Source organism: Paenibacillus sp. FSL k6-2145, assembly GCF_037976585.1.
Classification (GTDB): Bacteria; Bacillota; Bacilli; order Paenibacillales; family Paenibacillaceae; genus Paenibacillus.
In genome coordinates, this window is sequence record NZ_CP150267.1 from 6,615,136 (window position 1) to 6,635,561 (window position 20,426).

General features: G+C 46.8%; 18 protein-coding genes and 1 other annotated feature. Of the genes, 2 read left to right on the forward strand and 16 right to left on the reverse strand.

What is annotated here, in order from left to right:
* Window positions 1-39: 39 nt before the first annotated feature.
* The 10 genes from rpsA to NZ043_RS29305 all read right to left on the reverse strand — a co-directional run bounded on the left by rpsA (window position 40) and on the right by NZ043_RS29305 (window position 7,526).
* Window positions 40-1,254 (reverse strand): 30S ribosomal protein S1, encoded by a 1,215-nt coding sequence (gene rpsA / locus NZ043_RS29260; RefSeq protein WP_036607712.1) that lies wholly within the window; start codon window positions 1,252-1,254, stop codon window positions 40-42.
* A 142-nt stretch (window positions 1,255-1,396) separates the two neighbouring features.
* The gene (locus tag NZ043_RS29265; RefSeq protein ID WP_091018056.1) at window positions 1,397-1,984 is read right to left on the reverse strand and encodes a lysophospholipid acyltransferase family protein; all 588 of its coding nucleotides are present in this window, start codon (window positions 1,982-1,984) and stop codon (window positions 1,397-1,399) included.
* Window positions 1,981-2,685, reverse strand: coding sequence for a (d)CMP kinase (gene cmk / locus NZ043_RS29270; protein WP_339309912.1), 705 nt, complete (start codon window positions 2,683-2,685; stop codon window positions 1,981-1,983). Before cmk ends, NZ043_RS29265 begins: the two co-directional genes overlap by 4 nt.
* A gap of 103 nt (window positions 2,686-2,788) precedes the next feature.
* Window positions 2,789-3,013, reverse strand: coding sequence for a hypothetical protein (locus tag NZ043_RS29275; RefSeq protein WP_339309913.1), 225 nt, complete (start codon window positions 3,011-3,013; stop codon window positions 2,789-2,791).
* A gap of 63 nt (window positions 3,014-3,076) precedes the next feature.
* Entirely contained in the window at window positions 3,077-3,730 is a 654-nt protein-coding gene (locus NZ043_RS29280; RefSeq protein WP_017687679.1) for a flagellar brake domain-containing protein, read from the reverse strand.
* Between the two features lie 148 nt (window positions 3,731-3,878).
* Window positions 3,879-5,225, reverse strand: a complete 1,347-nt coding sequence (gene ypeB / locus NZ043_RS29285; RefSeq protein ID WP_076209902.1) for a germination protein YpeB — start codon at window positions 5,223-5,225, stop codon at window positions 3,879-3,881.
* A 121-nt stretch (window positions 5,226-5,346) separates the two neighbouring features.
* Window positions 5,347-5,517 (reverse strand): hypothetical protein, encoded by a 171-nt coding sequence (locus NZ043_RS29290; protein WP_165980215.1) that lies wholly within the window; start codon window positions 5,515-5,517, stop codon window positions 5,347-5,349.
* A gap of 114 nt (window positions 5,518-5,631) precedes the next feature.
* On the reverse strand, window positions 5,632-6,327 hold the full coding sequence (gene prsW / locus NZ043_RS29295) for a glutamic-type intramembrane protease PrsW (protein ID WP_133385348.1): 696 nt from the start codon (window positions 6,325-6,327) through the stop codon (window positions 5,632-5,634).
* Between the two features lie 43 nt (window positions 6,328-6,370).
* Entirely contained in the window at window positions 6,371-6,985 is a 615-nt protein-coding gene (locus NZ043_RS29300; RefSeq protein WP_133385349.1) for a genetic competence negative regulator, read from the reverse strand.
* A gap of 187 nt (window positions 6,986-7,172) precedes the next feature.
* Window positions 7,173-7,526: a hypothetical protein gene (locus NZ043_RS29305; RefSeq protein ID WP_047843572.1), complete on the reverse strand. Its 354-nt coding sequence runs from the start codon at window positions 7,524-7,526 to the stop codon at window positions 7,173-7,175.
* 94 nt (window positions 7,527-7,620) lie between these two features.
* Between NZ043_RS29305 and NZ043_RS29310 the strand changes: the two genes are divergently transcribed.
* Complete coding sequence (locus NZ043_RS29310) at window positions 7,621-8,517, forward strand: polysaccharide deacetylase family protein (protein WP_339309914.1); 897 nt, start codon at window positions 7,621-7,623, stop codon at window positions 8,515-8,517.
* 45 nt (window positions 8,518-8,562) lie between these two features.
* On the opposite strand, the gene NZ043_RS29315 is transcribed toward NZ043_RS29310, so the two are convergent.
* The 3 genes from NZ043_RS29315 to NZ043_RS29325 are packed head-to-tail and all read right to left on the reverse strand — an operon-like array spanning window position 8,563 to window position 10,432.
* Window positions 8,563-9,360, reverse strand: a complete 798-nt coding sequence (locus NZ043_RS29315; protein ID WP_339312905.1) for a metallophosphoesterase — start codon at window positions 9,358-9,360, stop codon at window positions 8,563-8,565.
* 29 nt (window positions 9,361-9,389) lie between these two features.
* Window positions 9,390-9,842, reverse strand: a complete 453-nt coding sequence (locus NZ043_RS29320; protein WP_339309915.1) for a hypothetical protein — start codon at window positions 9,840-9,842, stop codon at window positions 9,390-9,392.
* Window positions 9,839-10,432 carry a type II CAAX endopeptidase family protein gene (locus tag NZ043_RS29325; RefSeq protein ID WP_036607728.1) on the reverse strand — a complete coding sequence of 198 codons (594 nt, stop codon included), beginning with the start codon at window positions 10,430-10,432 and terminating at the stop codon, window positions 9,839-9,841. The genes NZ043_RS29320 and NZ043_RS29325 overlap by 4 nt, the downstream gene beginning before the upstream one ends.
* 335 nt (window positions 10,433-10,767) lie before the next feature.
* Window positions 10,768-10,998, forward strand: a binding site (T-box leader).
* A 198-nt stretch (window positions 10,999-11,196) separates the two neighbouring features.
* Between NZ043_RS29325 and serA the strand changes: the two genes are divergently transcribed.
* Window positions 11,197-12,792: a phosphoglycerate dehydrogenase gene (serA, locus tag NZ043_RS29330; protein ID WP_076209897.1), complete on the forward strand. Its 1,596-nt coding sequence runs from the start codon at window positions 11,197-11,199 to the stop codon at window positions 12,790-12,792.
* A 64-nt stretch (window positions 12,793-12,856) separates the two neighbouring features.
* Here serA and NZ043_RS29335 read toward each other — a convergent pair whose 3' ends face one another.
* From NZ043_RS29335 to NZ043_RS29345, 3 genes are all read right to left on the reverse strand, one after another.
* Entirely contained in the window at window positions 12,857-17,980 is a 5,124-nt protein-coding gene (locus NZ043_RS29335) for a collagen-like repeat preface domain-containing protein (RefSeq protein WP_339309916.1), read from the reverse strand.
* 196 nt (window positions 17,981-18,176) lie between these two features.
* Window positions 18,177-19,574 carry an ATP-binding protein gene (locus tag NZ043_RS29340; RefSeq protein ID WP_240768053.1) on the reverse strand — a complete coding sequence of 466 codons (1,398 nt, stop codon included), beginning with the start codon at window positions 19,572-19,574 and terminating at the stop codon, window positions 18,177-18,179.
* A gap of 55 nt (window positions 19,575-19,629) precedes the next feature.
* Window positions 19,630-20,346: a response regulator transcription factor gene (locus NZ043_RS29345; protein WP_017687664.1), complete on the reverse strand. Its 717-nt coding sequence runs from the start codon at window positions 20,344-20,346 to the stop codon at window positions 19,630-19,632.
* Window positions 20,347-20,426 lie beyond the last annotated feature (80 nt).

The window sequence follows — 20,426 nt, forward strand, 5'->3', positions numbered from 1 at the left end:
AAATATGCAGTATATAACTTAGAACCATGCATTGTTAACTTATTTGAATTTGCTGAGTTTGTCTCCAAACAGTTCGCCAAGCGTAGTGCTCATACCTTGATTGTTCAAGGAAACGTTTGGATTGTTGATTTCTTCACGCGGAGCGTTGTTTCTTGAAGGTCTTTCTGATTTTTGTGGTTGAGCTGGAGCTTCTTCTGTTTCTTTGATGCTCAAGCTTACACGTTGCTCAGAAGGGTTCATGTCCAAGATTTTAACTTGAACTTCCTGTCCTTCTTTCAGCACTTCATGAGGAGTGCCGATGTGTTTGTGGGAGATTTGCGAGATATGCACAAGTCCCTCAACACCAGGAGCGATTTCAACAAATGCACCGAAGTCAACCAGACGTTTTACAACACCTGTTACGATATCGCTGGAATTGAATTTTTCGCTTGCTGTTTCCCAAGGACCTGGTTGAACAGCTTTCATGCTCAGGCTGATTTTGCCTTTTTCAGGGTCAACTTTCAGCACTTTCACACTAACTTTGTCACCTTCAGACAGAACGTCGGATGGTTTTTCAACGTGTGTCCAAGCCAGCTCGGATACGTGAACCAAACCGTCAACTCCGCCCACATCAACGAATGCACCGAATTGAGTCAAACGTTGTACTGTACCTTCGATCACTTGACCTTCTTGCAAACCAGCCATTACTGTAGCTTTGTTTGCTTCGAATTCTTGCTCCAGTACGTCTTTTTGGGAAAGGATCACTTTGTTGTTCTCACGGTCGATCTCTTTCACTTTAACACGCAGTGTGCGTCCTTTGTAGTCGCTGAAGTCTTCAACGAAATGGCGTTCAACCATGGAAGCCGGGATAAATCCACGTACGCCCACGTCTGCTACCAGACCGCCTTTAACAACATCACCTACAACAACTTCGAATACGTCTTGGTCTTCAAAATGCTTTTGCAATTGATCCCATGCGTTTTCGCTGTCGATTGCACGTTTGGACAGAACGAGTTTTTCTTTCTCGTCGTCGATGCTAAGAACTTTAGCTTCAACTTCTTGTCCAACTTCAACTGCGTCAGACGCGCTGTCAACATGTAATGAAGACAGTTCACGAATTGGAATGACACCGTCATATTTATATCCAATGCTCACATAGGCTTGGTTATCTTCCAATTTGACGATGGTTCCTTTTACGGTATCTCCTTTTTTCAAGGAAACGAATTGATCCAACTCATCTTGGGTTGCTTCTTGATTTTTCATTTCTTCCGACATGTCAAATACCCTCCTCAATTCAAAAACCCCATTATATTCAAACCTGCCTGTAGCAGAGTTCAAAACACTTTCATCACTGAGTGCTTAAGCTTTAGTCTCCCTCAAAAATATGGAAACATGCACTCAGCTACCGACGAAGCCATTACTTGCTTGGCACGCCCGTTTGCACCATTTCGTTAATCTTGGACATAATCTTTTCAGTCGCCTTCTCCAGAGCTTCTCCAGATGGGTCTTCCTTGAACTCGTCCAAACTTACTGGTGCTCCATATACAACTTTCATCTTACGAAAAACTTTGTAGTTACCGATAATAGCAGTAGGAATAACTGTAGCGCCACTGCGGAGAGCAAAACTCGCTGCTCCTTTTTTGCCGATACCTCCATCATTGTGACGGCTTCCCGAGGGGAAGATTCCAAGCACTTGACCATCACGCAAAATATTGAGTGAGGTTTTGATGGATTCCTTGCTGACACCTCCACGTTTAACGGGGAAAGCGCCCACGGCTTTAATAATTCGGCCGAGTACCGGAATTTCAAACAATTCGCTTTTGGCCATGAAACGCACCTGACGGCGAATTTTGATACCAACGGTTGGAGGATCGAAGTTACTAATATGATTGGAACATAAAAGTACGCCGCCTTCTTTCGGAATATTCTCCCGTCCAACAGCCTCCAAGCGGAAAAGAATGGTATAAATGATCCGCAGTAATGTGCTGCAAAATGTGTAAATCATAGACCGATCTCTCCTCTGACCATTGTGCAATAAGATACGATTTTGTCAACCACTTCATGGATGTTCATCTCCGTTGTATCAAGGACGATAGCATCCTCAGCACAACGCAATGGGGAAATTTCCCGATTCTCATCCAATCTGTCACGGGTGGCAATGTCTCGCTCCAGCTGTTGCAACGTCAGTCCTTCAGAGGCGTCCAGTTCTTTGAAGCGGCGAAGTGCACGCTCTTCGACACTGGCAGTCATGAAGATTTTCACTTCCGCATCGGGCAATACTGTCGTTCCGATATCGCGTCCATCCATGACGACGCCCTTGCGCAAAGCCATTTGCCGCTGAGTATCCACTAATTGCGTACGCAGCCCCTCGATTTGCGCATATCGGGACACGATTCCCGTCACTTCACGGGAGCGGATTTCCGAGGTTACTTCTTCCCCATTACAGAACACTTTCTGTCCGTCGGGATCCGGTTGTAAATCAATGACCAGCTTTTGGGCTTCCTGAAGTACCTGTGTCACTTCTTCCGGCGCAATATCATTCCGAAGCATGTGCAAGGTTACCGCACGGTACATTGCGCCTGTGTCGACGTATACATACGCGAGCGCCTCTGCAACCAATCGGGCCACCGTGCTTTTCCCGGCACCGGCAGGTCCGTCAATTGCAACGTTCATTTTCCCGTTCTCTGATGTGTTCTGGCTTGCCAACGGGGCATTCCTCCTCAAACGATAAACCTCAATAAAAAAACAGGCATTGCCTGCATCGTGAAAATTATACCACACTCTACACATGGATGCAAAAACAGACAAATCAACGATGTTCGTAATCATTCATCGTTTGCACTTCAATTGGCGTTCCTTCCAGGCAGTCAATGGTGGTCAAATTCTTTTTGAAGCCGGGTACCAACAGCAGCAATTGATATACCACAAGCAAGATTAGAAGGACTGTAATCAGAATCGTAACCTTTCGTTCCATTCGCCTGGAGAAAACATAATAAAGTCGTTCATATCTGCGGGTTGCATGACGATGATTCAAGGCAATACCTCCGTTTTTTTCATTACGGTACCCGCAGTTTCCTCTCTTTATGCCACAACATTCCTATTTCGTGCGATAGTCAAGTTGCCGTTCGAAACAAAATTTGATAATTTTTTGGCGCTCCGAATCTGAAATCTGCACAAATTTCAGCATGCATAGCTGTCTGCCGGTTTCCAGGGTTTTGATCCGCACAACTTCAGCTTCAAAATTCACATGTTCGATGGTTGAATTCCGGTAGGGAACCAGCAACCAGCATTTCAGTTTTTGACCTTCAGCTATTGAAAAACCTGTTTCGCCGTAGATGGACAATCCACCGCCACCAATATCTTCAGTCAATCCGACGGCACGGGTCAAATCTTCACTCTGGATGGCCAATTCGAGGTTTGCATGAACGCGAAGAAAGCTGCGCCGTTGTATTTTGGATATATCGCTCGGAAGCGGTTTGCGGATACGGACAAGACGGACCACATCTTCCTCAAATCCCGTGACATAGGTATTAAAATAATGCCGGACCCCATCCTCCGTAATATATGAAATGGACAATTCCTCTCCAAAAAAGAGCCTTTTCAGACGGCTGCTTCCTTGTTGCATCGGGACCTCAATCAGAAAACTGCTGTCATCCATATCTGCAATGCGTGATTTGTACTCTTTGTGTTCCTCTTTTTCATCTGCAGAAGCAATCTGGATGTATAAAATTTCATTTATTTTCGGAAACAAGCTGTTCACCGCCACTTTATGTATTTATCTTCGTATGTACAAGGACTATTATACCATGACCTTTCTCACATTGAACAAGAAAAAAACAGACCACATCGTGGTCTGCCGCAGTTATTCGCTCAGCTTAAAATTCAGATTATCCATCTTTTTATGAGGTTGCATTGACCGGTTTGATCTCTTCAACCGCTTCTTCCATTCCTGTATTTGCATTAATGTATATCCGGTAACGAGAACCGTTAATTTTCCCTCCGAATTCATAACACAATACTTCTTTGCTGTAATCATTCTCAATCAAGGATTTGCGAACATAATTTTCTTCGAACTCCGAGTTCAGCTTTTTCCGCGCCTGTTGCTCCGTAAGAGTTGCTTTCGGAATTTTGCGCTTGTCATTATGTTCGTAGACAAAGTCACTCGCCTGAAAGCCGGTTACTTCGCCTGTATCCAAACCTACACGAACTGACATTTTCTCTGGATAGATCAAAGTGTCTCCTTGCTTACGCACATAAGTAAGGTTACCCAGATTACCATATTCATCGTAGTTTACAGCCTTCATATCCTTATAGCCTTTGTTCATTAGAAATTGATCCGCTTTAGCCATGGCATTCTGACGAGACACTTTTTTGGTTCCGATTGGACGCGTATCACTGTAAGAGATCAGCATTCCGCCATTACGGGTGAAATCCATCATCAGTTTGCCATTGTTGGCATGATCAATCGTGGCGGTGTAGGACTCCCAGTCCGTTCCTTTGCCGTTCTCCTGCACTTGGATTTTGCTACTATCCGCATTAGAAAATTTTGCAGCCTTGCTCTGAATCTGTTCTTTGGTCACCGGTAAGCCGCCCAGTTTCTTGACTGATCGTTTTGCATAGATATTGGATACGGAAGGACCCCAATCAAGCTCCGGGTATTCCTGCACCTTTTTGTTCACAGTACGAAAACCATCAACGATCGTGTTGTCCATGGTTTGCTCTTGCGTTGCCATGGCAGTCTCTGCATCCATCCAGCGCAATCGGTCCGTCAGGACTTTCTGCTGCACATCCTGCAGATTCTTGGTAATCTCGGATGAATTCTGATACAGCTTTTTCAGGTTGCCCATTTCCTTCTCACTTAGCGGTTCGTTTGTCAAGTCACGCATCGACGCCCGATAGGCAAAGTTGGAAATACGCGAGAGAAACTCCTCTGTCTCGTTAAATGGCAGCATGGTAAGTGGCAGTTGGTTGATCTCATTCTGCGCTTCACTGGTGAGTCGCCATACATTCATCAGACCTTTGCGATGCATCCCCTGTGATGTAGAGTGAACCGCCAAGGTGTTACCAATCTCCGAATGCAATTTGTCCATATGAAAAGATAAATCGTGAAAGGCACGCTGATATTGATTCTCTGCCTTGATCAGAATTGCATTCTTCTCCTGATTCTCCTGATAGCCCCACACGAGCGCACCGACCAGCAGAACCGCAAATATCGGAAACATAACTGAACTTAATCGTTTATACATCGGTAGAGTCTCCTTTCTTCTAAACCACTACCTCTATTGTGGATCGAAGAAAGATCTCTTATGCATGCGATTTCCAGTCCTTACACAAGCAGGTTGCTAAAGTACCGTTTGGGTCCTTATTTTAATTCAGCTGAATCCCAGTTGCCATGCCCTCTTCTTCAATTTCGAACTGGTCTCTGTTATCACAGAGGCACTGCTTGAATCCCGTCTCAATCCGGCCCCGCTCTTTCTTGCCTCGTAATGTAAATCGTTCACCGCATTGTTTGCATCTGATTTTAATTTTAATTCTCATCACAACGATCTCCGTTTCTGTTGGTCATTCCCCGGGAGTTTATCCGTAAAAATAAAAACACACCGGAGCCATAGGCGCAATATGCGCTTTATGTCCACCAGTGTGTCCGTATTTTTATAATTTAACCTCTTCCTCCCGCTTCACAAAACGAAAAGGAGAACGGTTATTAGCTCGTGTAATTTTACCCATTGCCCCATACCACAGGCCCGCCATTAGCGGCGCTATAAACCACAACCAATGATTCACCATGGTGTTCATGATAACATCGTACAATGCATGCCAGAAAAAAGGTAACACCAGAGAAAGAACCAGATACCACCGCTTTTTCTTACCACCGATAAACTTGGCTTTACCCATGTAATAACCCATGATTACTGCGAACATAGCGTGCCCTGAAACAGGGAGCAATGCCCGAAGGAACATGGCTGAGACGGATGCATTCCCCGCAAAGGCATACAACACATTCTCAACAGTGGCAAATCCAAGTGAAACAGCGACTGCATATAAGATCCCGTCATACGGCTCATCAAATTCGGTGTGATTATAGATGATATGATAAAGTACGAACCATTTAATGAATTCCTCCACACCACCTGAGATCATAATGGCCTCAAGATAAGGATTATCCCCGAGCCACATCATCATGCCACGCTGAATAATCATCACAGGCAGTACCATGAGAATCCCCATGAGGAAAACTCGCAATACCATATGAAGTGGCTCATAATCATAACGGTCTTTCAGGTAAAAGTATGTTAACAAGGCGAGACCCGGAGCAACTGCTGCCGCTAAGACCGAAAACAAAAGCACCGAAATTCCCTCCTCTGACTAAAGACGCGATTACAACTAGAGATTAATCCTGGCGTTTGAAGTGGGTGCAGATAACATCAATCGCTTGTGCAGGAATAACAACCTTACCATACTCTTCCATAACTGCTGGAGTAACTGAGGAGCCTTCGCCAAATTCAGCAAGCAAAGCAATCAATGCCGCATGTTTGGTGGAATCTACCTCATCTGGCTCAAAATGCAAGAACCACTTGTCTTTATAAGAATAAAGTCTCCCAGCATCCGTAACATGCTGACGCAACATATGTGCAGCTTCAATGAGCACTTCAAAGTCCTTGAATGCATAAACGATGGAATCGCTTTGCTCGAGTGTAACTTCCATTTCATATACTTCTTCAGGAAGATCATCTTCATGACCTGAACCATATTGTTGCGGATCATATTTTCCACGTGTGACAATGACAACCATCCCTTGAGCGGGAAGTGCGAATACTTCGACAGCGAGTGGACCTGTGGCATCAAATCCAAGTTCGGAATAGGCCTGATCCATCATTTCAGTGAACAGTTCATGAACCTTAGGTATTTCCTGCCACATATCTTCTTTTTGTATTCCGCGCTCGCTCAGATCGTCAAAGGTCAGGAAAATCCGTATCTTATCGTGACTTAGTCGTTCTATTTTCATACAGGATCTCCCCTTTATAAGCAAGTCTTATAACAGATTATGAAGCACAAAACAATATGTGCTGAAAATAAATCTATGTAGTTATGTTATCATTTTATACCTCTAAATGCACGAAGTAAAATCGACAAAAAAAGAATCATTCCACAGCCAATCTAGACTGTGGATGATTCTAATTGGTGGTTTTGGTTTATAAACCCGGTACTGTTGTGTTTGTTTGACTTAAAATTTGCTCAACTTCATGCTTAACATCCGGATTGGTGCGAATAAAATCTTTGAGCATGCTCATATTCGCTTCTTTTTCCTGCGGTGTGATTGCTCTTGCGGTCTTTGCTGCCGGATTTTTGTGGGATTCACCATGTTGATTTTGCTTACTTGTGAACCCGTCCATACCCGGGAAAGTCATTTCCATCATCTTATGTTTTGCCTGATCCATCATATTTCTTGATGAACCCGATGACATCATGGGCAATTTGCCTTTGGACAGCCATGAACTGGCTGCAACACCAATGACAATGCCCCAAAAAAAGGATGACGTCTTCATTACACCAACCTCCTTCAAGTGTTAAAATCATATTTAGTGTTTGCGGTAGTGAGCGATCTCATTCCGTATAAATACAGGAAAGCGAGTTGAAATCATGTTCAGACATACCGCCGCATTGATCATTGCTGCAAGTTTACTGCTGTCAGCTTGTGGGACAGCGGAAGAAAAAACATCTGAAAATTCCGCACCAGCGGGCGAATCGACTACCACGAGTCAAGAAGAGCAAGGTAACTCTAACCCAACTGAAACAGCAGAACCCGGAACTGATGTGCCCGAGCCTTCAACGGAAGATTCAACTGCGACAGAAGAAGAACCTGAATCTTCGGAGAAGGTTCCTACAGAAGAGAAAGTGGAAAAGACGTATCATATGAATGAAAATTATTATATTAAACCAAACGATGAAGCGAGCCCAAACAAAGTGGTCTTGTTAACTTTTGATGATGGACCCAAAGAAGAAAAAATGATTACTTCACTGATCGACACTTTAGATAAACATAACGCTAAAGCGATATTTTTCGTCAATGGATATCGGGTAAAAAGCCATCCGGAATTGCTCAAACTCATACATGAACGGGGTCAGATTGTAGGCAATCATGCCTGGGATCATGAGGATCTCAAAAAAATGTCCAACGCTGAGGCGGCAAAACAGGTTACAGATGTCCAAAAAATAGTGAAGGATACCATTGGTGAGGAACCGCAATTCTTCCGTCCACCTTTTGGGTCGGGAAATGATGCACTGAAGGCTGCTGTGAAGAAAAATGGCATGTTATATATGACTTGGTCTAATGGTTCGCTCGATTGGGATAAAAGTACCAAAGACAAACCAGAAAAAGTCATTCAAAATGTACTGGACCAGTTAAATCCCGGAAGCAATATTTTGATGCACGAGTTGCCATGGACGGTTGAAGCATTGGATGAGTTGCTGACCAAGCTCGAAAAGAAAGGTTATTCCTTTGTTGATCCGCGTGCAATTGAATTGGAAGCTCGTTAAATTGAAATTTTGCGCATTAAAATAAAACAGCCTTGATCCAATGGATCAAGGCTGTTTCTCTGTGAGTGCTTTTTCCGCGGGCACTCTTAACGTGATGATATGCATCTCCGCAGGACAACCTAGTCGGAGAGGAAGATGATTTGTACCGTATCCTCTGCTAACAAGCATTTTGCCTTCTTGGTGAACGTCCTCCGGACTTCGCTTCAGGGAGTACCAACCATTCGATACGGGACGATACACTTTGCTCAGGAACACAGGTCCGAAAAATGGTAAAACCAATTGTCCGCCATGTGTATGACCGCTTAAAATAAGATCTGCATTTTCCTCCAAGCGAAGGGCCTGCAAAGGATCATGAACGATAGCAATTTTGCAAAAACGGTTACCGATCTGTTGTAATAATACATCGCCCTGTTTGGAACGATAGTCTATGCCGATCAGGCTCAATCTATCGTTGCCTCTTTGCAGATATTCCACATTATCCTGCAGGAGCTTAACGTCCGATTCCCGAAGGATTCGCGCAAGTTGAGCGGTACCAGCCCTCTTGTCATGGTTGCCATACACCGTAAATGAAGGAGCAATGTTCGATAAAATTTTCATGTTATGTCTAACTAAAGACCATGAGATTCCTTTTTCCGCAACATCCCCGCCGATGAGAACCCAGTCCACCTTGTTTTTAACGTTTTCCAGATCCTTCTGCTTCAGCTTGCGCTTGTGCGTGTCGGATACATACAAAATCTTAGCCCCGTCAAAGGATGTTGGCAGATGAGGCACTTCAACCTCTTCTTCAATCATTTGATGAATATGGGCTTCACGCCACATATGAAAAAGTAGTAAAACTCCCATCAAAATGATTAAACCTGCGATTAAAAGCATTACCACGGTAAGGGAAGGAACGTATCCAGAGCGGGTGCCCCTTCAACCCCCCACCAAACCAGACTAATCGTTAACATGACAAAAATAAAAATAAGTGAATTGACAAACCTCTTGCTCAATTTTAACCGACGTGAAGGATGCAATTCTGTTCTTGTAGGAAGCGAAACCGCTTCGGGGATCGACTCTTCCGTTGATGTTGGCGTTTTTTTGGAGCGTGATGGTGCCCTTTGAGGAAGTACTGGACTTTCCAGTTTTTCTGTATAAGGTTTGCGCTGTGATCTAGGTAAAGAAACGGAAGTAATTGGTGTGATTTCGCCAACCTCAGCAGCTGCTGCCGTTTCAGCAACGATGCTTACTTGAGAAGCCACCTGACGCTCGGATTTCTCTTTTTTATCCGATTGACGATGGCGCTGACTGCCATATGTCTTCATTCTACTTAATGGCTGATTCATGATCCCCTCCGAAAACGTATCGCTAATCCGGACACCAAATCAATAATAAAGTGACATAATATAGGCGCCCATAATGTGCCGGATTGCAAGTAAATCCAACCCAATCCATAACTTGAGACAAACACCCAGCCTGTTGGAATCCAGTGGCGCAAATAACGAATATGGATAACTGCAAATAAAATACTTGTCCAGTAAGGACCGATGGCATGTTGGATGGCTCCACGGAATAATAATTCCTCACACACAGCAACAATGGCTGCTATACATACAATGTGCCAGATCGGACGCCCACGGAACAACATCTCGTTAATTCCACCGTCATCCATACTTTCCTGAGGTATAACATACGACAGTACCAAGTCCATAACAAGCATAATGCCTGCAAGACCAAGACCCCACCATATAAATTGGTAATTGTCAGGCCATGCGAGTACATCTAACAAGTTTCGTTTCTGCAATAAAATCCACACAACTCCGATAATCAGTGTCAGACCTTGTGTAAAGTATAGATTGATTAAAAGCAAACGCTCGGTAAGCTGCTGTGGCTCAGCCTTCTGAATCTTGAACTTGGGAAACTTGAATTTTTTCATCGGATGCGTCTGTCCTCTTGAGTTAAATTTGATGGATAACAATTACGTTGTCCAATCGGATAGTATACTAAATGATAGCCAAAAAACCAATTAGGTTCAAGACCTGCCCCAAGTCCTGGTTTTGTGTCCGTGTCATTACTTCATTAAAGCAGTAAAATCCGATTCATCAAACAGCTTACTTTCCATCTTCTTGTGGTAGGTATATTAACTATTGTATTACTTATGGTGACTCTGTTTATGTGTGAATCTAAAGACATCTGCAAAACAATTTAAAACATTTAAGCCTATTGACATGCTCATGTCAGCCATGATACATTATGAAAAAATTAGTCACGTTAAACACGATGATGGAAAAAAGACGTTGCTTCGTCTTACAGAGAGCCGATGGTAGGTGTGAATCGGTGGCAGGCAAATGGTCTTGAGCGCTCCTGAGTTATTGCATTGAAATTGGAGTAGGTGCAATCGGTTTAGACCCGTTATCCTCTTCGGTCTTCATTGACCGCTAAGACTGTCGTTGCGAAACGGCGGTGAATTAGGGTGGTACCACGACAACTCTCGTCCCTTATTGCGCAAGCAGTATGTGGATTGAGAGTTTTTTGATTTATTTAAAGGATATCTGTGGGATCACTCTATTTGCTTCACCTCCCCCCTCTGTTGCGACACCGCGTTGTTGGGCGGAAGAATCAATCTGGTTTTAAGGAATACCTCTTCGCTGAGGTCAAACCTTGACGATATAGATACACATACCTAAGGAGGAAGAAACCATGTACAAAGTGTTAGTGTCGGACCCAATCAGTGATCTGGGGATCCAGCAACTGGTGGATGCAAATGATGTTGTTGTTGAGAAGAAAACCGGTCTTAGTGAAGATGAACTTGTTGCCATTATTGGTGATTATGATGCCCTCTTGGTTCGTAGCCAGACTCGTGTTACAGATCGTATTATGACGGCTGGTACCAACCTTAAGGTGATCGGACGTGCAGGTGTTGGTGTAGATAACATTGATCTGGAAGCTGCTACTCAGCGCGGTATCATCGTTATTAATGCTCCTGATGGCAATACCATCACAACTTGTGAGCACACATTTGCCATGATGATGGCATTGGCACGACACATTCCTCAGGCATATGCCAAGACTATTCAAGGTACGTGGGATCGTAAAACCTTCCTGGGTGTGGAATTAAGAAATAAAACGCTCGGTGTACTGGGTATGGGACGGATCGGTAGTGAAGTTGCCAAGCGCGCCAAAGCATTCGGAATGGACATTCTTGCTTACGACCCGTTCCTCACGGAGGAGCGTGCCGAGAAGCTGCAAGTGAAGCTGGCTAGTGTAGATGATATTATTCGCAATGCGGACTTCATGACCGTTCACACGCCATTAACACCGGAAACACGGCATATGATTTCACGTCCACAATTCGAAGTGATGAAAAAAGGCATGCGTATCATCAACTGTGCTCGTGGTGGTGTAGTTGACGAGATGGCACTTGTCGAAGCCATTGATCAAGGTATTGTTGCTGGTGCAGCATTTGACGTATTCGAAAGCGAGCCGCCAGCCGCTGATCACCCGTTCCTGAATCACCCAAGCATTATCGTTACGCCTCACCTTGGTGCGTCCACAGTAGAAGCACAAGAGAACGTGGCTATCGATGTGTCGGAACAGGTACTTCACATTTTGCGTAACGAACCGTTTAAAAACGCAGTTAACATGCCGGCTGTTGCACCAACCGTTATGAACAAATTGCAGCCGTATTTCAAACTGGGTGAAACGTTGGGTAGTTTTGCAGCACAGATTACACAAAATGCAGTCCAGGAGATTCGGATCGACTATGCTGGTGAACTTTCTGAAGTAGATACTTCTCCTCTCACTCGTTACATTGTGAAAGGGATTCTCGCCAGACATTTGGGTGGGGAAGCCAACATCGTTAACTCCATGCATCTGGCCAAAATCCGTGATCTGAATGTGGTTGTAAGCCAGACCTCAGCAACTAAAGGATTTACTAACCTGATTACCGTTACATTGGTTACAACTCAGGATGCTGAGGAACGTCGTGTAGCAGGTACATTACTTGCAGGTTATGGAGAGCGTATCGTTCGTCTGGACAAATTCCCGGTAGATATCGCACCGGAAAGTCATCAAATTTTGATCTCCCATAACGATAAACCAGGTATTATCGGACGTGTAGGAACCCTGCTTGGACAAAACGATGTCAACATCGCATCCATGCAGGTTGGACGTAAAATTATTGGTGGTGCAGCGATCATGATTCTGACCGTAGATAAAGCTGTTCCAAAAGATGTGCTTGTGCAGCTTGCTGCGCTGCCTGAAATCAATACTGCTGTTGAAATTGTTCTGGAATAGTTCCTTATCATTCAGTAAGATCAAAGAGACGAGCCCCAAAGGGTCCGTCTCTTTTTTTTCGTGATTAGCTTAAGCGAATAATATTGAGTGTCGCACCTGGCGGCGATAGAACAGCTGTGGCTATTAGACCGAATAATTGAAGCTGAATGGTCGAACCCGCTGTGGCAGTGATAATAAAGTCGGTTGACAACTGGCTTAGAGAGAGCACTGGTGAGATTACACTCGCCGGTACTACAGCCCCATTAAGCAATATCCGTGATTGTACGGCGAGTGCTGCTGTCAAATTAATTTTGTAACTGATATAGTATCTGCCTGCTGTAGCAAGAGTGAAGGTATCATTCGCTCCATTTACCGTAATTCCGGTTCCAATATTCTGATTCGCAGGAAGAGCAACAACCGTTCCGCCCAAAATAACAAGAATGGTGCCATTCGTATTTTCTGCGTAGGATGAAGCCGTTGTGACAGAAGTTCCTGTGGCTCCGGTTTCCCCAGTCGCGCCAGTCGCTCCGGTACTTCCCGTTATGCCGACTCCCGTGGCTCCGGTTATACCTGTGGCCCCTGTAACCCCCGTCGCTCCCGTTCCACCTGTTGCCCCGGTTGATCCCGTGCTTCCGGTTACGCCAACTCCGGTTGCTCCTGTAACTCCAGTCACACCGGTCAAACCTGCGAGACCCGTCGCTCCCGTTTCCCCAGTGGCACCTGTTAATCCCGTACTTCCGGTCACGCCAACTCCGGTCGCTCCTGTAACTCCAGTCACACCGGTCAAACCTGCGAGACCCGTCGCTCCCGTTTCACCAGTGGCACCTGTTGATCCTGTACTTCCGGTTACGCCAACTCCGGTGGCTCCTGTAACTCCAGTCGCACCGGTCAAACCTGCGAGACCCGTCGCTCCCGTTTCCCCAGTGGCACCAGTTCCACCTGTTAATCCCGTACTTCCGGTTACGCCGACTCCGGTGGCTCCTGTAACTCCAGTCGCACCGGTCAAACCTGCGAGACCCGTCGCTCCCGTTTCACCAGTGGCACCTGTTAAACCCGTATTTCCAGTTACACCGACTCCGGTGGCTCCTGTAACTCCAGTCGCACCGGTCAAACCTGCGAGACCCGTCGCTCCCGTTTCACCAGTGGCACCTGTTCCACCTGTTAATCCCGTGCTTCCGGTTACGCCAACTCCGGTGGCTCCTGTAACTCCAGTCACACCGGTCAAACCTGCGAGACCCGTCGCTCCCGTTTCACCAGTGGCACCTGTTAAACCCGTATTTCCAGTTACACCGACTCCGGTGGCTCCTGTAACTCCAGTCGCACCGGTCAAACCTGCGAGACCCGTCGCTCCCGTTTCCCCAGTGGCACCTGTTAATCCCGTACTTCCGGTTACGCCAACTCCGGTCGCTCCTGTAACTCCAGTCACACCGGTCAAACCTGTGAGACCCGTCGCTCCCGTTTCCCCAGTGGCACCTGTTGATCCTGTACTTCCGGTTACGCCGACTCCGGTGGCTCCTGTAACTCCAGTCACACCGGTCAAACCTGCGAGACCCGTCGCTCCCGTTTCCCCAGTGGCACCTGTTGATCCTGTACTTCCGGTTACGCCAACTCCGGTCGCTCCTGTAACTCCAGTCACACCCGTCAAACCTGTGAGACCCGTCGCTCCCGTTTCCCCAGTGGCACCTGTTGATCCTGTACTTCCGGTTACGCCGACTCCGGTGGCTCCTGTAACTCCAGTCACACCCGTCAAACCTGCGAGACCCGTCGCTCCAGTTTCACCAGTGGCACCTGTTAATCCCGTACTTCCGGTCACGCCAACTCCGGTGGCTCCCGTGACGCCCGTCGCTCCTGCTCCTGCGATTAACTTGTAATCTGGTGAGGTCCCCGGCGTTCCCGTTGGTGAGGCTACATTGGTTATATACGTACTGCCGTTGAACGTTACAACCTGGCCGGCTGGATACGTTGGGGCTACGGCTGGATCGAATGGTACTACTCCCGTGAGTCCTGCACCCGTAACACCCGTCACTCCTGTGCTTCCTGTCACTCCAAGTCCAGTTGCTCCCGTTACACCTGTTGCGCCTGCACCTGCAATTAGCGTGTAATCTGGTGACGTGCCTGGTGTACCCGTTGGTGACGCTACATTGGCTATATACGTACTACCGTTAAACGTTACGACTTGACCCGCCGGGTACGTTGGGGCTACAGCTGGATCAAATGGTACGATACCACTTAAACCTACACCTGTCGCTCCTGTTACACCGGATGCCCCTGTGGTCCCTGTAGCACCTGCCCCTGCAAGCAGTGTATAATCCGGCGAGGTGCCCGGTGTTCCTGTTGGTGATGCCACATTGGTTATATACGTACTTCCATTAAATGTTACAACCTGACCCGCCGGATACGTGGGGGCTACCGCTGGATCAAATGGCGCGACACCATTCAAACCGATTCCTGTAGCTCCAGTAACTCCCGTTGCTCCTGCTACCGCAAGCAGCGTGTAATCTGGTGAGGTGCCCGGTGCTCCCGTCGGCGATGCCACATTTGCAATGTACGTGCTGCCGTTGAAGGTAACAACTTGACCTGCCGGATATGTGGGAGCTACGGCTGGATCGAATGGTACTACTCCCGTGAGTCCTGCACCCGTTACGCCCGTGGCTCCAGTATTACCCGTAACCCCGACACCGGTTGCACCTGTTGCTCCTACACCTGCAATTAATGTGTAGTCTGGTGAGTTGCCTGGTGTTCCCGTTGGTGAGGCCACATTCGCAATATACGTACTGCCACTAAACGTTACTACCTGACCCACTGGATACGTCGGGGCTAACGCTGGATCAAACGGTACAACTCCTGTTAAACCCGCACCAGTTACACCCGTTGCCCCTGTTACGCCAGGTGTACCTGTCGCACCCGTACTTCCCGTTACTCCAACTCCGGTTGTACCTGTCGCTCCCGTGGCTCCCACGCCCGCAAGCAATGTGTAATCTGGTGAAGTACCCGGCGTTCCCGTTGGTGAGGCTACATTGGTTATATACGTACTGCCGTTGAACGTTACAACCTGGCCGGCTGGATACGTTGGGGCTACGGCTGGATCAAATGGTACGATACCACTCAAACCTACACCTGTCGCTCCCGTTACCCCTGATGCTCCGGTACTTCCTGTTACTCCAACGCCGGTTGCACCAGTCACACCTGTTGCTCCTGCGCCCGCAAGCAACGTGTAATCTGGTGAAGTACCCGGCGTTCCCGTTGGTGAGGCTACATTGGTTATATACGTACTGCCGTTGAACGTTACAACCTGGCCGGCTGGATACGTTGGGGCTACGGCTGGATCAAATGGCACGATACCACTTAAACCCAAGCCTGTCGCTCCCGTTGAACCCGATGCCCCTGTAACCCCCGTACTTCCCGTTACGCCGATTCCTGTGGCTCCCGTCACACCTGTCGCTCCTGCTCCAGCAAGCAACGTGTAATCTGGTGAAGTCCCCGGCGTTCCCGTTGGTGAGGCTACATCGATTATATATGTGCTTCCATTAAACGTTACAATTTGACCCGCTGGATATGTTGGAGCCACCGCTGGATCGAATGGCAAAATGCCTGTTAAACCTGCCCCGGTTGCTCCCGTTACACCTGATGCACCCGTGGCTCCTGTGGGTCCTGCACCTGCAAGCAATGTATAGTCTGGCGAAGTCCCTGGAGTACCCGTAGGAGAAGCCACATTCGTTATATACGTACTTCCATTAAACGTTACGACCTGACCTGCTGGATACGTTGGAGCTACTGCAGGGTCAAACGGAACTGTACCATTAAGGCCGATGCCTGTAGCTCCAGTCGCACCGGTAACTCCTGATCCTGCTAACAATGTATAATCTGGAGAACCTCCTGGTGTACCCGTTGGTGATGCAACATTCGTAATGTAGGTACTGCCACCAAACGTGACGATCTGTCCAGCTGGATAGGTTGGTGCTAATGCCGGATCGAACGGTACAATGCCATTTAACCCTACACCTGTGGCTCCAGTTGCCCCCGTCGCTCCTGCTGTCGCAAGCAGTGTGTAATCCGGTGAGCTTCCTGGCACCCCTCCCGGACTTACAACATTCGTAATATAAGTACTGCCGTTATAAGTAACGACCTGACCCGCTAGGTATGTCGGGGACTGAGCTGGATCAAAAGATGTTATTCCGGTTAAGCCTACCCCGGTTGCTCCAGTTGCCCCTGCTGCTGCAATTAATGTGTAATCCGATGAAGTACCGGGTGTTCCTAATGGACCAGCTACACTTGTAATATAGGTGCTCCCGTTATAAGTAACTACCTGACCTGCAGGATAACCCGGGGCGAGCGCTGGATCAAATGCTAAAGCACCCGTTAAACCAGCTCCGGTTGCCCCCGTTGCACCAGTCGTTCCACCCGACAATAAAAGAGTGTAGTCTGGAGAACTTCCGGGTGTACCCAGAGGACCGTTTACGTTGGCAACATAAAGACTACCCTCGTAGCTTACTACCTGACCTTGAGCATATGTCGGTCCAAGTGCAGGATCATATCCGGTAATATTGTTTAAACCTACACCTGGTGCCCCTGCCGGACCTTGTGCTCCCTGTGGGCCAACTGGTCCTACTGGACCTATTGGGCCGATCGGTCCAATTCCTCCTGCCGGTCCCGTAGGGCCTATCACCCCAGGAACTCCTGGAACACCTGGTACGCCAGGAACTCCTGGCACTCCCTGTGGGCCAGCCGGTCCGGTAATCCCTCCGTTTCCAAAAGTCGTCGTCGCCCGACTTAGGGATAACGATATCGAACGGATTAATCCCACAAGTTTATCTTTTTCAGCAGGCGGCAATTCCAGAAGTAACGTCACACTTAACAAATCATCTAGTAAATTTTGCAAGTTACCTGCGAGATTAATTAGGGGAACAGGAATAATCTCTGAGCCTGCAATCGTTAATTCCAATACAGCTTGTAATTCTGCTTTTACCCCGGCACGAAATCCCGATTGATTTACAAACGTAAGTAACTGGCGTAATCCATTCTGCAATGCCAGTATATTGGCTGAAGTTGGCTGACTGATTGCAGCTGGAATAGTCACAGCGAGGGAACGCAAAATGGATTCAAACTGCTCCAGTTCTCTTGTGGTTATGGGAATAAAGGGAGAGCCCGCTTTAAAAGATCTGCCTTCCAGAAAAGCTTTGATATTGACCCTTTTTCGATCATCGGACATGCTTAGCTCAATCCTCCTCTATCTTGCTTGCTTTTCAAGCTTATGTCACATAGGAAGGAAAATTATCTTGGACACTCCTTTTAGTCAAAATAAAAAGACGATTCATGTTCCACGTTGAACAAGATTAAACGGTACTCTTCAACAAAAAAACACCCTCCATAAGAGGGTGTTTCCGCACTTTTTGTATGAAATCAGGCTATTTCGATGAATCCAAAGGAAATTGCAAAATAAACTCGGTTCCTTCGCCAAGTACACTATTGACGGTAATCATGCCTTGATGCGCATCAACAATATTTTTTACAATCGCTAAACCAAGCCCCGTGCCTACACTTTCTCCACGAACACGAGCCTTGTCTGCTTTGTAGAATCGTTCGAAAATAAATGGCAAGTCGGATGAAGGGATACCTACACCCTGATCCTTCACAGAAACTCTGACAAATGGAGCACGAAGATAAGTGACACGCTCGGCTGAGATCATTACATTTTTGCCTGTAGGCGTATGTCTGAACGCATTATCCAGCAAATTCGTAAATACTTGCTCAAGTCGATCCTCATCTGCCTGTTGAAGTTCAATGGTTGGTTGTTCAAATTCAAAGTGCAGTTGAATTCCCTGTTCTTTTGAACGCACCGAGAACTTACGATATACACGTTCAAGTAGTTCTCCGAGGTCAACTTCCTTCATCACCATGTCCGTATGTCCAGCTTCCATCCGCGCAAGGTCAAGCAAGTCTTTAACCAGTCTGCCCATCCGCAGTGACTCATCATGAATGACCTGGATCAGTTCTTCGCTCTCTTCCGGTGAGGTTGCCATGCCGTCCAGAAGGGCTTCACTGTAACCTTGCATCATGGATAGCGGAGTTCGTATCTCATGAGATACGTTAGCCACGAAATCACGCCGCATTTTCTCCAGACGCACTTCTTCTGTTACATCTCTCAAGACAGCCACAGCCCCTCTGACAACACTATCAGCATACAACGGTGCCATCTGAACAGACCAGACACCTTGCTGTACGTGGACATTGGAGTTCTGATCCCCACCTTGCTCCATCACCATTCTGAACAAAGGAAGAAGGGGCTCAGGTACATCACGTGAGGACTTGTCGGACTGTTCAGGATCTTTTCCTTCGTCCATTTTTGCCCAATCCAGATCATACCAAGCCTGCATGATCTTTTCTCCAGGCGGATTCGTCAGAATAACTTTGCCTTCACCATCAAATGTAACCACCGCATCGGTCATGCTTCGAAGCACACTCGCCAAATGTTCCTTCTCATGGTTAAGGTTTCGAATATTATCTTCCAGTTGGGCAGCCATATGATTAAATGTGTTGGCAAGTTCACCAATCTCATCACTCGTTACCAGGGAGAGACGTGTTCCGTAGTTCCCTTTGCGAATCGCATTGGCTGCCTGAATCAATTGCTGCATGGGCTGCGTTATCTTGGTGAATAGAAACAATGCAAAAAACGTGGTTAAACTGAATCCGATTATACAGATATAGGTGAACAACCGCTTAATATCTCTGGATTCGGATTCTGCAAAGTTTGTATCAATGTAGGGCAGCAAAAAAAGACCCAGCGCTATAAGTACACAACCCACAAGGCAGATAATAGTGATCCATAACTTCCCGACCAGTGATCTCCAGAAACTAAAACTACTTCGGTACTTCCAGTTTATAACCCACACCCCACACCGTCGTAATCATGGCCGCCGATTCAGGCGATACCTTGTTAAGTTTCTCGCGAAGACGCTTCACATGCGTATCCACGGTACGAAGATCGCCAAAGAATTCGTAATTCCATACATCCTTGAGCAATTCTTCTCTGGAGAAAACTTTGTCGGGAGATGTTGCCAGGTAGTGCAGTAATTCATATTCTTTTGGTGTAAGACTAATCTCTTCGCCACCAGCGGTTACCCGGTGGGCATCATGCTCAATAACCAGATGCGGGAACACGATGTTGTTACTCGAATTACTCTCCTTGGAGAGATAAGCAGTCGCGGAAGATCGACGCAAAATCGCTTTGACACGATAAATCACTTCACGCGGGCTGAATGGTTTTACAACATAATCATCAGCGCCAACTTCGAAGCCTTGAACCCGGTTGATCTCTTCACCTTTTGCAGTGAGCATCAAAACCGGCGTTGATTTCACCTGACGAAGACGGGTACACACTTCAACTCCATCCATACCCGGCAACATCACATCAAGCAAAATCAGCCCGTAGTCCCCTGCTGTTGCTTTACGCAGCGCAGTTTCCCCATCCTCAGCTTCATCGATTTCATAACCTTCTTTTTCAAGATACATTTTCAAAAGCCTGCGGATTCTCTCTTCGTCATCCACGACCAGTATTCGATTCTCATGTTCAGCCATGCCTCTCCAGCCCCTTTGCAATAACTCCTCATCACTTCTATTATGTTCGATCTGGCGAACAATATTTGAATACCCTTCAA

Coding starts and splice junctions, on each gene's coding strand:
- NZ043_RS29320 (WP_339309915.1), bottom strand. CDS start 9,842: ATGAATCAGCCATTAAGTAGAATGAAGACATATGGCAGTCAGCGCCAT.
- NZ043_RS29315 (WP_339312905.1), bottom strand. CDS start 9,360: ATGGGAGTTTTACTACTTTTTCATATGTGGCGTGAAGCCCATATTCAT.
- NZ043_RS29305 (WP_047843572.1), bottom strand. CDS start 7,526: ATGAAGACGTCATCCTTTTTTTGGGGCATTGTCATTGGTGTTGCAGCC.
- serA (WP_076209897.1), top strand. CDS start 11,197: ATGTACAAAGTGTTAGTGTCGGACCCAATCAGTGATCTGGGGATCCAG.
- NZ043_RS29265 (WP_091018056.1), bottom strand. CDS start 1,984: ATGATTTACACATTTTGCAGCACATTACTGCGGATCATTTATACCATT.
- NZ043_RS29300 (WP_133385349.1), bottom strand. CDS start 6,985: ATGAAAATAGAACGACTAAGTCACGATAAGATACGGATTTTCCTGACC.
- rpsA (WP_036607712.1), bottom strand. CDS start 1,254: ATGTCGGAAGAAATGAAAAATCAAGAAGCAACCCAAGATGAGTTGGAT.
- NZ043_RS29345 (WP_017687664.1), bottom strand. CDS start 20,346: ATGGCTGAACATGAGAATCGAATACTGGTCGTGGATGACGAAGAGAGA.
- NZ043_RS29335 (WP_339309916.1), bottom strand. CDS start 17,980: ATGTCCGATGATCGAAAAAGGGTCAATATCAAAGCTTTTCTGGAAGGC.
- NZ043_RS29325 (WP_036607728.1), bottom strand. CDS start 10,432: ATGAAAAAATTCAAGTTTCCCAAGTTCAAGATTCAGAAGGCTGAGCCA.
- NZ043_RS29290 (WP_165980215.1), bottom strand. CDS start 5,517: ATGAGAATTAAAATTAAAATCAGATGCAAACAATGCGGTGAACGATTT.
- NZ043_RS29310 (WP_339309914.1), top strand. CDS start 7,621: ATGTTCAGACATACCGCCGCATTGATCATTGCTGCAAGTTTACTGCTG.
- ypeB (WP_076209902.1), bottom strand. CDS start 5,225: ATGTATAAACGATTAAGTTCAGTTATGTTTCCGATATTTGCGGTTCTG.